This window comes from Pseudomonas baetica (assembly GCF_002813455.1).
Classification (GTDB): Bacteria; Pseudomonadota; Gammaproteobacteria; order Pseudomonadales; family Pseudomonadaceae; genus Aquipseudomonas; species Aquipseudomonas baetica.
Genome location: NZ_PHHE01000001.1, coordinates 3,845,144 through 3,857,180 on the forward strand (window position 1 = coordinate 3,845,144; position 12,037 = coordinate 3,857,180).

The 12,037-nt window shown below is 61.8% G+C and carries 10 protein-coding genes; 6 read left to right on the top strand and 4 right to left on the bottom strand.

What is annotated here, in order from left to right; all coding sequences use genetic code 11:
* Positions 1-10 precede the first annotated feature (10 nt).
* The 5 genes from ATI02_RS17545 (at position 11) to ATI02_RS17565 (ending at position 5,727) form a co-directional block, all read left to right on the top strand.
* The gene (locus ATI02_RS17545) at positions 11-1,087 is read left to right on the top strand and encodes a putative 2-aminoethylphosphonate ABC transporter ATP-binding protein (protein ID WP_100846918.1); all 1,077 of its coding nucleotides are present in this window, start codon (positions 11-13) and stop codon (positions 1,085-1,087) included.
* Positions 1,087-2,811, top strand: coding sequence for a putative 2-aminoethylphosphonate ABC transporter permease subunit (locus ATI02_RS17550; RefSeq protein WP_100846919.1), 1,725 nt, complete (start codon positions 1,087-1,089; stop codon positions 2,809-2,811). Before ATI02_RS17545 ends, ATI02_RS17550 begins: the two co-directional genes overlap by 1 nt.
* A gap of 38 nt (positions 2,812-2,849) precedes the next feature.
* On the top strand, positions 2,850-3,875 hold the full coding sequence (locus ATI02_RS17555) for a putative 2-aminoethylphosphonate ABC transporter substrate-binding protein (protein WP_100846920.1): 1,026 nt from the start codon (positions 2,850-2,852) through the stop codon (positions 3,873-3,875).
* Between the two features lie 146 nt (positions 3,876-4,021).
* Positions 4,022-5,155: a TIGR03364 family FAD-dependent oxidoreductase gene (locus ATI02_RS17560; protein WP_100846921.1), complete on the top strand. Its 1,134-nt coding sequence runs from the start codon at positions 4,022-4,024 to the stop codon at positions 5,153-5,155.
* On the top strand, positions 5,155-5,727 hold the full coding sequence (locus tag ATI02_RS17565) for a phosphonate degradation HD-domain oxygenase (protein ID WP_100846922.1): 573 nt from the start codon (positions 5,155-5,157) through the stop codon (positions 5,725-5,727). Before ATI02_RS17560 ends, ATI02_RS17565 begins: the two co-directional genes overlap by 1 nt.
* A 91-nt stretch (positions 5,728-5,818) precedes the next feature.
* Here the strand turns inward: ATI02_RS17565 and ATI02_RS17570 are convergent, their stop codons facing one another.
* The 3 genes from ATI02_RS17570 to ATI02_RS17580 all read right to left on the bottom strand — a co-directional run bounded on the left by ATI02_RS17570 (position 5,819) and on the right by ATI02_RS17580 (position 9,751).
* Complete coding sequence (locus ATI02_RS17570; protein ID WP_100846149.1) at positions 5,819-6,760, bottom strand: IS110 family transposase; 942 nt, start codon at positions 6,758-6,760, stop codon at positions 5,819-5,821.
* Between the two features lie 242 nt (positions 6,761-7,002).
* Positions 7,003-8,379, bottom strand: a complete 1,377-nt coding sequence (locus tag ATI02_RS17575; RefSeq protein WP_100846923.1) for a GTPase/DUF3482 domain-containing protein — start codon at positions 8,377-8,379, stop codon at positions 7,003-7,005.
* Positions 8,372-9,751, bottom strand: a complete 1,380-nt coding sequence (locus ATI02_RS17580; RefSeq protein ID WP_100846924.1) for a DUF2868 domain-containing protein — start codon at positions 9,749-9,751, stop codon at positions 8,372-8,374. The genes ATI02_RS17575 and ATI02_RS17580 overlap by 8 nt, the downstream gene beginning before the upstream one ends.
* 85 nt (positions 9,752-9,836) lie before the next feature.
* Here ATI02_RS17580 and ATI02_RS17585 point away from each other — a divergent pair, with 85 nt between their 5' ends.
* A complete protein-coding gene (locus ATI02_RS17585; protein WP_095186959.1) occupies positions 9,837-10,349 on the top strand; it encodes a dihydrofolate reductase in 513 nt (170 codons plus the stop codon).
* A gap of 116 nt (positions 10,350-10,465) precedes the next feature.
* Here ATI02_RS17585 and ATI02_RS17590 read toward each other — a convergent pair whose 3' ends face one another.
* The gene (locus tag ATI02_RS17590; protein ID WP_100846925.1) at positions 10,466-11,857 is read right to left on the bottom strand and encodes an L-cystine transporter; all 1,392 of its coding nucleotides are present in this window, start codon (positions 11,855-11,857) and stop codon (positions 10,466-10,468) included.
* Between the last annotated feature and the right edge of the window lie 180 nt (positions 11,858-12,037).

The following is a 12,037-nucleotide window of genomic DNA, read 5'->3' on the forward strand; positions in this document are numbered from 1 at the left end:
GGTCTGTCCCATGAATCCTGCCATCGCAACCACCCTGACCCACCCCGGCGCACCGATGAAAGTGCGCGGCGTGCAGAAACACTTCGGTGCGTTCACTGCCCTGGATAACGTCTCCCTCGACGTCGCCGCCGGTGAACTGGTCTGTCTGCTCGGCCCGTCGGGCTGCGGCAAGACCACGCTGCTGCGTTGCATCGCTGGGCTGGAAAAACAGGACAGCGGCGAGTTGTACCTCGGTGACCGCGACGTCTCGCACCTCGCCCCGCAAGCTCGCGACTACGGGATTCTGTTCCAGTCCTACGCGCTGTTCCCCAATCTGAGCGTCGAAGCGAACATTGCCTACGGCCTCGCCGGCAGTGGTCGCGACGAAGTACGCCGTCGTGTCAGTCAGATGCTGGAACTGGTCGGCCTCATCGGCAGTGAGAAAAAGTACCCCGGCCAATTGTCCGGCGGTCAGCAACAGCGCGTTGCGCTCGCTCGGGCCTTGGCCCCGGCACCGTCGCTGCTGTTGCTTGATGAACCGATGTCGGCCCTCGATGCCCGAGTCCGCGAGCACCTGTGCACCGAGCTGCGCCAACTGCAACGCAACCTCGGCATCACCACCCTGATGGTCACCCACAATCAGGACGAAGCCATGCTGATGGCGGATCGAATCGCGGTGATGAATAACGGCCGTGTCGAGCAATATGCCACCCCGCAGGAAATCTACAACCGCCCGGCCACACCGTTCGTGGCCGAGTTTGTCGGTCAGGGCAACTGGCTGCCGTTCCAGCGCAGCAGCGCCAGTCACGCCCGGGTTGGCGGGATGGATGTGCGTCTGGCGGATGGCAGTGTGAGCGGCGCCTCGGGCCGACTGTTCTGCCGCCCGGAAGCGATCAACGTCAATCCGCTGGTGCATGAGGAAAACCTCTTTCCGGCGAAAGTCCGTGAGATCACCTTCCTCGGCAACCGCTGCCGCATGAGTTTCGAACTCGACCAATTGCCCGGCCATGCACTGCTCGCTGAACTGGCCCCGGAAGCCATGCCGCGCCTCGGCGCCCAGCAGATCATGGTCGCCTTGCCGCCGCGCAGCCTGCAGGTGTTCGCCTGATGAACAGCAACCTCGCGCTGCCGCTACCGCACAAGCAGGTGCGGCAGACTTCCCGTGCCGAAGTCGGCGACCGCATCTTCGTCGTCGGCGGCAAACTCCTGCTGCTGGTATTGCTTGGCGTCGCGGTGCTGCTGCCGTTGCTGGCGATCTTCTGGCGTGGCTTCAGCAATGAGGCCGGGCAGGGCGGTGGCTGGGTCGCGGCGAAGGAGTTGGTGACCAGCGAGAATTTCCACTGGCTGCTTGGCAACAGCCTGAAAGTTTCCCTCAGCGTTGCGGCCATCGTCGTACCGCTGGCCTACCTGTTTGCCTACGCGCTGCAACGCACGCTGATTCCGGCCAAGGGCATCTGGCGCGGGATTTCCCTGCTGCCGCTGATGGCACCGTCGATGCTGCCGGGGATTGCACTGGTCTATCTGTTCGGCAATCAGGGCATGTTGCGCGGCTTGCTCTCGGACAATATCTACGGGTTCTGGGGGATTGTGCTGGGTGAAGTGATTTACACTTTTCCCCATGCGCTGATGATTCTGCTCTCGGCGCTGTCGCTGGCCGATGCGCGGCTGTTCGACGCCGCGTCGAGCATGGGTGCCAGTCCGGCCAAGGCGTTTCGCAGCATCACCTGGCCGGCGACCCGACAGGCCGTGTTCGCCGCGTTCTGTCTGGTGTTCACCCTGACCATTACCGATTTTGGTGTGCCGGTGGTGGTCGGTGGCGATTATCAAGTGCTGGCGCTGGAAGCCTACAAAGCCGTGGTCGGCCAGCAGCAGTTCGGTCGTGGTGCGTTGATCGGCATGGTGCTGTTGCTGCCGGCGCTGTTCAGCTTCGGCGTCGATGCCTGGTTGCGTCGGCGTCACGGCGACTCGATGAGTGGCCGCGCGCAGGTGTTCAAACCGGCACCGTCGAAACGGCGTGATGCCTGCTATCTGGCGATTGTTTTGCTGATCAGTGCGGCATTGATTCTGGTGTTCGGCATGGCGGTGTTCTCCTCTCTGGTGAAGTTCTGGCCATACAACCTGTCGCTGTCGCTCAACCACTACCAGTTCAACGAAACCGCCGGCGGTGGCTGGCTGGCCTACAGCAACAGTTTGAAGATGGCGCTGGGCACGGCGCTGATCGGCAGCGTGCTGATCTTCACTGGCGCGTATCTGATGGAGAAGACCCGCACACAACGTGGCCTCAACCTGACTCTGCGCATGCTCAGTTTCATCCCGATGGCGGTGCCGGGGCTGGTGCTCGGTCTGGGTTACGTCTTCTTCTTCAACCTCACCGGCAACCCGTTGCACGTGCTCTACGGCACGATGACGCTGCTGATCGTCTGCACCATTGCGCATTATTTGACCACCGCACAAATGACCGCGACCACTGCGCTGCGCCAACTCGACGCCGAGTTCGAAGCCGCCGCGCTGTCGCTCAAGGCGCCGCTGTATCGGCACTACCTGCGCGTGACCGTGCCGATCTGCCTGCCGGCGCTGCTGGACATCGTGCGCTACCTGTTCGTCTCGGCGATGACCACGGTTTCCGCAGCGATCTTCCTTTACAGCCCCGACACCATCCTCGCGGCGGTCGCGGTGCTGAACATGGATGACGCCGGCAACGTCGGCGGCGCGGCGGCGATGTCGACCCTGATTCTGTTCACCTCGGCGGGCGTGTCCTTGCTGCTGGCGTGGGCTTCGCGCGGCTTGCTGCGCCGTTCTCAAGCCTGGCGGCAAACCGCGCCCGGCCACTGATTTTCCCAAACCCTCAACTCAAAGACAGGAAAACGATCATGTTCAAGCCTATGGCCCTGGCCGCTGCTGTGCTCGCGACTTTCAGCCTGAATGCCTTCGCGGCAAAAACCGAGTTGACGGTGTACACCGCCCTCGAAGCCGAGCAACTGAAGTCCTACAAAGAAGCCTTCGAAAAGACCAACCCGGACGTCGAAATCAAATGGGTGCGCGATTCCACCGGGATCATCACCGCCAAACTGCTCGCCGAAAAGGCCCGTCCACAGGCTGACGCGGTGTGGGGCCTGGCTGCTTCGAGCCTGGCGATCCTTGATCAGCAAGGCATGCTGCAAAGCTATGCGCCGAAGGATCTCGGCAAGATCGGCGCGAACTACCGCGACGCCGCCAACCCGCCAGCGTGGGTCGGCATGGATGTGTGGGCCGCGACCATTTGCTTCAACACCGTCGAAGCGGAGAAGCAGGGCCTGAGCAAACCGGTGAGCTGGCAGGACCTGACCAAGCCTGAGTACAAGGGCAAGATCGTCATGCCGAACCCGGCGTCGTCCGGCACCGGTTTCCTCGACGTCAGCGCCTGGCTGCAAACCTTCGGCGAGAAACAGGGCTGGGCTTACATGGACGGCCTGCACCAGAACATCGGCCAGTACGTTCACTCCGGTTCCAAGCCTTGCAAACTGGCGGCGGCGGGGGAGTTTCCGATTGGTATTTCCTTTGAATACCCGGCGGTACAGCTCAAACGTCAGGGCGCGCCGCTGGACATTATTTTGCCGAAGGAAGGCCTGGGCTGGGAGATCGAAGCAACGGCCGTGATCAAAGGCACGCCGCATGAAGAGGCAGCGAAGAAACTGGCTGACTTCTCCGCCAGCGCCGAAGCGATGGATCTGTACAAGGAAAACTTCGCCGTCCTCGCCCAGCCGGGGATTGCCAAGCCGCAGACCGAATTGCCGGCCGATTACGAGCAGCGTTTGATCAAGAACGACTTCGCCTGGGCCTCGAAGAACCGCGACGAGATCCTGGCCGAGTGGCGTAAGCGTTATGACGGCAAGTCCGAGAAAGTGGCGGCCAAGTAAGATCTTTATCGACTGACAGGGCCCCTTCGCGAGCAGGCTCGCTCCCACATTGGATCTTCAGTGAACACAACGTCCGTGGGCACCAAAAATCCCCTGTGGGAGCGAGCCTGCTCGCGAAAGCGGTCTCTCATTCAGAGCACCTCTAAATGACACAACACCAAGACCTGCTCATCATCGGCGCCGGCATCCTCGGCCTGTCCCACGCCTACGCCGCCGCCAAACGCGGTCTCAAAGTCACGGTTTTCGAACGCACCGCCGCGCCCCTCGGTGCTTCGGTGCGCAACTTCGGTCAGGCGCTGGTCACCGGCCAGCCCCCCGGCCCGATGCTCGAACTGGCCAAGGCCAGCCGCGAGATCTGGGGTGACTGGGCGCAACTCGCCGGCCTGCAAATCAAGCGCAACGGCTCGTATCTGTTCGCCCGAACCGAAGCCGAAGAGCACTTGCTTGAGGCCTTCTGCGCCGGCCGCGCCGTGGAAGACGGTTACAACGTGGACTTGCTGCGCGGCGCCGCGTTGCGCGATCTGTACCACGGCCAGTTCAGCCATCACCGCGCCGCACTCCACGGCATGGACGACCAACAGCTGTATTCGCGTGAAGCGATTCCGGCGCTGATCAATTACCTGCGCCGCGACCTCGGCGTCGAATTTCACTTCTCCACCCTGGTGCGCGACGTCGAACCGGGGCGTCTGCACAGCACGGCCGGCACTTTCACCGCCGGGCAAATCATCGTCTGCTCCGGCCACGATTATCAGACCTTGCTGGCCGAGCCGATTGCCGCGCTCGACCCGCAAATCTGCCGCTTGCAGATGCTCCGCGCCAAACCGCAAGTCGAGCTGAATCTGCAACACGCATTGCTCACCGGCCTGAGCTGCGTGCATTACGGTGCTTTCGCTGACTTGCCGGAAGCAGCCGCAGTGCAGGCGCAAATCCTGCGTGATCAACCGCACCTGCACGAAAACGGCATTCACTTGCTGATCAGCCCGACGCCCTGCGGCGAGCTGATCATCGGCGACTCGCACCATTACGGCAGCGACCCTTCGCCGTTCAATGCCGAGCAAGTGGACGACTGGATGATTGAACTGGCCGAACAGACGCTGGGCTGCAAGGTACAAGTGGTCGAGCGCTGGCAGGGTGTCTATGGTTCCCGGGGGCCGGGGCCGTTTTCGTTTCTGCGGCCGGCGTCGGGGCTGAGTGTGGCGCTGATGCACACCGGCGTCGGCATGAGCGTCGGCCCGGCCATGGCCGAGCGCAATGTGGCGCAGTTGCTGGAGGAAATCTGATGGTGGGTCACGCGCAAGTCATTGATCGGGTGTTCGGGTTGTATGAGCGATTCGGTACGAATGATTACATCGGCGAACCGGTTTCGCAGATCGAGCACATGTCTCAGGCAGCGCAGTTGGCGATGGCTGAAGGGTTTGATGATGAAGTGGTGCTCGCCGCGTTCTTCCACGACATCGGCCATTTGTGTGCCGAGGGCGCGCAGAACATGGGTGGCTACGGCGTGGTCAGCCATGAACGGCTTGGCGCGGATTACTTGCGTGAGGCCGGGTTCAGCGAGCGCATGGCGCGGTTGGTGGAGTATCACGTTGAGGCCAAGCGCTATCTGACGTTGCGTGAGCCGGGGTATTTCGAGCGGTTGAGTGAGGCGAGTCGCAGGACGCTGGACTATCAGGGCGGAGTGATGACGGAGGCTGAGGCGGATACTTTCGAGCGTGATCCCTTGTGTGCCGTCAGTCTGCGGATGCGCCAGTGGGATGAGTTGGCGAAGGAGAGGGCGGTGCCGGTGATGGACCTTCGGGTGTTGAAGGAGAAAGCGGTGCGGCTGCTGGCTGTGCGTAATCCGTGCCACTGAGTAGCGCTATTCGCGAGCAGGCTCGCTCCCACAAGGTTTGGTGTTGTTACCACGATCCAGTGTGGGAGATTCTATGGTTGAGGGGAAGCCCTCAACTGACTTTTGTCTGATATTCGCTTTGCCCTTTCAGCAAGGCGAATACCACCCGAGCAAGTTTGCGAGCCAGCATCACCAACGCCTGCGTGGTGCTGAAACCCCGTGCTCTCTGGGCTTCGTAAAACCCTTTCCAGGCTATCGTACGGCTAGCCGACATCGCTGCGTTGTGCAAAAGTCGGCGGGCCTCGGGGTCTCCGCGCTTGGTCAAGCTGCGGCGACCGTCCTTTTGCCCTGATTTCGATACCCGTAAATCCATGCCCAGGAAGGCGATAAACGCATCCGCGTTGCTAAATTCTCCCCGCTGAAACGCCGTGAGCAGGCGCGCTCCGGTCAGAAATCCAATGCCCTCAACTTTCAGGCAACGCTTCAATTGGCCGAGCAAACCGGCTTGTTTGAGCTGATCGTTGATCGTCTTTTCGATCATCGTTTCAAGCCGCTGCATGGATTTTATTTGTTCAGCAAAAGCTGCCTTCAACAGCGGCTCATTCGACCAGCTCTGCACCAGGCCGACCCTTGCCTGGACCAAAGCCGCGCGGCGGCGGAAAAGGCTCAGGAGCTGGCGGTACAGCGGTGATGGCGGGGTCCAGGGGTGCAACTCCTCGGCTTCGTTCTTCAGGTAACGGGCCAGCAGCTTGGCGTCCAAGGCGTCGGTTTTGGCGCGGATCTTCACGCCTTCGCGGTAGTGTTTGAGTTCATAGCCGCCCACCATGTAAATCGTGCAACCGGCCGCATAGGCCAAATCAGCGAATTCCAGGTGGTAGATGTTGGTTGCCTCAATGGCAATAGACACGGGGACGAGCAAGGCCTTCAGCCACTGCTTGATGGATGTTTTGGTATTGGGAATCGCTTCAAGCAGATCGCTATCGGCCTGATAAATCACCAGTTCATTTTTGGCGACATCCACGCCAACGATCGGATTTGATAGAGCGACTGGCATTGCCACAGGATTTCCTCCGGGATAAGGTTTGAGCACTTGAAGGGTTCACCCAGAGGCGCAGGCTTGTTCCTATCGTCGGTCTAGCCAGATGCATTCTTTATCGGCGCTTGGGTGAAAGGAGGAGGGGCGAAATCTCCCACGGTCTGTGCTGCGTCAACAGTCAGAATCGAGCCTTGTCCCTCCTCCTCCCTTCAAGTCCTACCATACAAGCGAGCCTGCTCGCGAAGAGGCCGGCTCAGGCGCTACAAATCTTCAGCCAAAGACTCAATCTGCTCCTGCCGCTCCGCCTGATTCAACTTCGCATGCGGATTCAACGCCGACCACTGCGGATGCGCCCGCGCCTTGCTCAGCGCCTCGGGCAACTTGCCCTCGCGCCAGGTTTTGTCCTGCGGTGTCGCCACCTGAACCGCGTCCATTGCCGCATGCCCGCGAGTATTCAAGGCCTGGAGCAATTGCCGTTGGCGCAACGCCAACAACCGCAACACCCCGTCATCCACGGTCAATTCCCGTTGTCCTTTGATCTTGCCCAGCAAGCGACTGCCATAACTGCGCGCGGTTTGCAGCGCGCCACCGGCAATCGCACCGGCCAACGCGGCGGCGCCGAGGGTAATCCCGCCCACCAGCAAATCGACGCCAGCCCCGGCCGCCGCGCCGGCAGCGATCCCGCCACCCACGCGCACGCCGAGTTGCTTGAGGGTTTCCGGGTTAAACAGGTCATCGCCCCAACGTCCGTCGAGCAGCGGCAAGTCACTGGCCGCCGCATCTTGCGGGCGAAACGCATAGAGCTTGAGCAACGCTTCGACACAACGCTGCTCACGCTGACGCACAGCCTTGCGCAATTCGCTGATGGCTTGCTGTTCCTGTTCGGCCTCGCTGACCACACTGCGCCGGCACGCGGCGCAATCGATCAGTAACTCGGCGATCAACCGCGCTGCACTTTGCTGACGGGCGAGGCGCTGAGCCTGCTGATCAGCAATCAGGCGTTCCAGTTGCGGCCGGGCATTTTCCAGCAGCAGTGCGAGGCTTTCGTACAGCCGCCGCTCGCCATCCTCCGGCGGTGCGACGCTGTCGAAGCGCACCAGCGCGTGCAGCCCCAATCGCGCCAACGCCTCACGCCAGTCGGGCTCACGGTGGTTGGCACTGCTGACAAAATTCAGCACCGGCAGCAGCGGTTTGCCGCAACTGGCCAGCACTTCCAGTTCATCGCGGTACTTGGCCAGCACCGGTTCGCGGGCGTCGATCACATACAAACCAGCGTCGGAGGCGAGCAGTTGCCGCAGCACTTTGGCTTCCTGTTCGAAACGCTGGCGCGCCTCGCTGCCGTCGAGAAACCGCGCCAGCCGTGCCGGGCCGTCGAGGCGTTCGCCGGGGCGCTCCAGGCGCTCGAGAAAATCCAGCAGGGCGATGGCGTCTTCCAGGCCCGGCGTGTCGTAGAGGTCGAGCAATGGCTCGCCGTCCACCGACAACCGCGCGCCCTCGACATGCCGGGTGGTACTCGGCCGATGTGAGACTTCGCCGAAGCCAACGTCGCGAGTCAGCGTGCGCAGCAGCGAAGTCTTGCCGACGTTGGTGTGGCCGACCACCGCGAGTTTCAGCGGCGCTTTGAAGGCATCAGTCATGACCGTTCTCCAGCCAGTTCAACGGCGCGCAATCGGCGAATGGCAGTTCCAGCTGTTGCAGCGCGACGTGCCAGTCACCGAGGCGTTCAGCATCCAGCGCTTCGCCGGGTGGCGCCTGTAGCAGCCAGACGCGGGTGGCGCTGGCGTTGCGCGCCAGTTCGGCGATCAGCGCAAGGCTGCCGCGATCCGGCGAGCGCCGAGGATCACAGGCAATCGCCAGGCGCGCCGGAGGAAAGCGACTGAGTTGTTCGAGGAGTTTGTTGCGCGATTCGCGGCTGTCGAGGATGCCGGCGTTGCTGACATTTTTCGGCAGCGCCGGCGGCCATGGGCGTTGCTCGTCGAGTTCGATGGCCACCAGCAATGCGCCGTCGCTGGCGTGTTCGCTGACGCTGCTTTCCACCCGATGCAGATGCTCTGGTGCCGCGTCGGTGACGCCTAGGCGTTCGCTGGTCGGCATCAGGCGTTCGCGCAGTTGCGCGTAGCCGGGCAGGTTCAGGTCCAGATGCAAGCGGTCACGTCCCCGTTTCCAGCGCCAGCGGCAGAACAACATCAGTATCAGACGCGGCAAGACACCATAGATCAGCACCGCGCCCACCAGCCAGATGGCCCACCACTGGCGAACAAGCGCACGGTTGTAGTCGGTGTCCAGCGTCACGCGAATCATGTCGACGCGCGGCGCACTCCAACCCAAGGCATGCGGAATGACCGTCAACGCATCCGTCAGGGCGGCGAAGAAGTCGGCGCCTAACAGCGTGCTTTCCCAAATGAAGTCATAGCGCCGGGCAGCCATCATCAACACCAGCATGCTCAGAGCGCTGAGCATGATCAGCAGCCACAGGCCATTGACCAGCGTGCCGATCGCCCAACGATTGAGTTTTTGCCGTTGCAACAACACGAGCAACGCTGGGGGCAACTGTGCGGCTTTGGCGTCACGGGCGAATTTTTCGCTGAGCCAAAGCCAGAGCCGGCCGAGTGCGGCGCCATGTTCCCCGGCGAACAACAGTCCCAGCGCCCAACTCAACAGCAAAATCAGATTCACCCCGAGCAACGTACCCAGCGCCCAGAAAATATTCACCGGTCGCGTGCCGTCACCCAGCGTGGAAAACGCCATCCCTGCGCCGGCAAAACAGGCCAGCACCACCATCAACAGCAGCGCCAGACGCGCGCCTTGCAGCCAGTGTTTGAGTGCGCTGGTCAGCCCGTCACGCTCAGCCAGCCACAAGGCACGGCGCTGAATCCGGCTCGGCAGATCGCCGCCAGCCGCGCGGGCCAGGCGATTGGCTTCCAGATCATCCAGAGGACCTGCGTGTTCTTCGCGCAGGCGCACGGTTTCGGTCAACCAGAGGTTTTGCAGTGGAGTCAGTTGTGTCACGCGGCATCCCGTCGCTCAATTGAGCCGTGAGCATAACCGCTGTGGCGCTTATCGGGTCAAGCGAGGCTCTGGTATCCTCGCCGGCATGACTAAATCACTCCCCTTAAGCCTGATCGCAGCCCTCGGTGAAAACCGCGTGATCGGCGTCGACAACAGCATGCCCTGGCACCTGCCGGGGGACTTCAAATACTTCAAGGCCACGACGCTCGGCAAGCCGATCATCATGGGTCGCAAGACCTGGGATTCCCTCGGTCGTCCGCTGCCGGGCCGGTTAAACATCGTGGTCAGCCGTCAGGTCGATCTGGTGCTCGAAGGTGCGGAGGTTTATCCGTCGCTGGAGGCTGCAGTGGTTCGCGCCGAAGAGTGGGCGAAAGCGCAGGGCGTCGATGAGCTGATGCTGATTGGCGGCGCGCAGTTGTATGCGCAAGGGCTGGCGCAGGCGGATCGTCTGTACCTGACCCGTGTGGCGCTGAGCCCGGAGGGCGATGCGTGGTTTCCGGAATTTGATTTGAACCAGTGGAAGCTGGTGTCGAATGTGCCGAATCCGGCTGAGGGTGATAAGCCGGCGTACAACTTCGAAGTCTGGGAAAAAGCTTAAGAGCTTCTTCGTCGGAACGCCGCCCGGAGCAAGCTCGCTCCCACAGGGGATTTGTTTCGATCACAGATCCAGTGTGGGAGCGAGCCTGCTCGCGAAAGCGGTCTGTCAGGCGCTACTTAAGTCTGCGCCAACTCCGCATGCTCATCGGCATCCAGCAGTTCTTTATCCGTCTGCTGCATCACCTGACTGGTAATCGCACCGGCGGTGATCGCGCCACTCACGTTCAACGCCGTACGACCCATGTCGATCAGCGGCTCAACCGAAATCAGCAACGCCACCAACGACACCGGCAAGCCCATCGCCGGCAGCACGATCAGCGCGGCAAACGTCGCACCGCCACCCACGCCCGCCACACCGGCCGAACTCAGCGTCACAATCGCCACCAACGTCGCGATCCACAGCGGATCGAGCGGGTTGATGCCCACGGTCGGCGCAACCATCACCGCCAGCATCGCCGGGTACAGACCTGCGCAACCGTTCTGGCCGATGGTCGCACCGAACGAAGCGGCGAAACTCGCCACCGATTGTGGAATGCCCAGACGACGAGTCTGCGCTTCAATGCTCAGCGGAATGCTCGCGGCGCTGGAACGGCTGGTGAACGCGAACGTCAGCACCGGCCAGATCTTGCGGAAGAAACGCAGCGGGTTGATCCCGGCCGCCGACACCAGCAAGCCGTGTACAACAAACATCAGGCCCAGACCGAGGTACGACACCACCACGAAACTGCCGAGCTTGATGATGTCTTGCAGGTTGGAGCCGGCGACCACTTTGGTCATCAGCGCCAGCACGCCGTACGGGGTCAGCTTCATCACCAGGCGCACCAGGCGCATCACCCAGGCTTGCAGGGTGTCGATGGCGTTGATCACTTTTTGACCTTTCTCGACGTCATCCTTGAGCAGTTGCAGCGCGGCAACCCCCAGGAATGCGGCGAAGATCACCACGCTGATGATCGAGGTCGGTTTGGCCCGGGCCAGGTCGGCGAACGGGTTTTGCGGGATGAACGACAGCAGTAGCTGCGGCACATTCAGGTCGGCAACCTTGCCGGCGTAGTCACTCTGAATGGTTTGCAGGCGGGCCATTTCCTGGGTGCCGGCGACCAGACCTTCTGCGGTGAGGCCGAACAGATTGGTCAGGCCTATACCGATCAGCGCCGCAATCGCGGTGGTGAACAGCAGCGTGCCGATGGTCAGGAAGCTGATCTTGCCCAGCGACGACGCGTTGTGCAGACGCGCCACGGCGCTGAGGATCGAAGCGAACACCAGCGGGATGACGATCATTTGCAGCAACTGCACGTAACCGTTGCCGACCAGATCGAACCAGCCGATCGAGGCTTTCAGCACCGGGTTGCCGGCACCGTAAACGGTGTGCAGGGCCACGCCGAACGCTACGCCCAACACCAGCGCGAGCAGGACTTTTTTCGCCAGGCTCCACGAGGTGTGGCGGGTTTGCGCCAGACCGAAGAGCAGGGCGAGGAACACCAGCAGGTTGAGAATCAGCGGTAGATTCATGAGAACTCCAGAAAAGACTTTGCCAACAGCCTTCCGGGGCTGCTGCGAACCGGCAAGCCTAACAGTTTGATTTCCAATGAATTAATACCGAAAACGTATGGTGATAGTCGCTTTTGGAATAAGCCGGTGTCGCTTTGGGGAATGCATCTGGCGCGATGGGGACGCGGACGGTCGCTGACA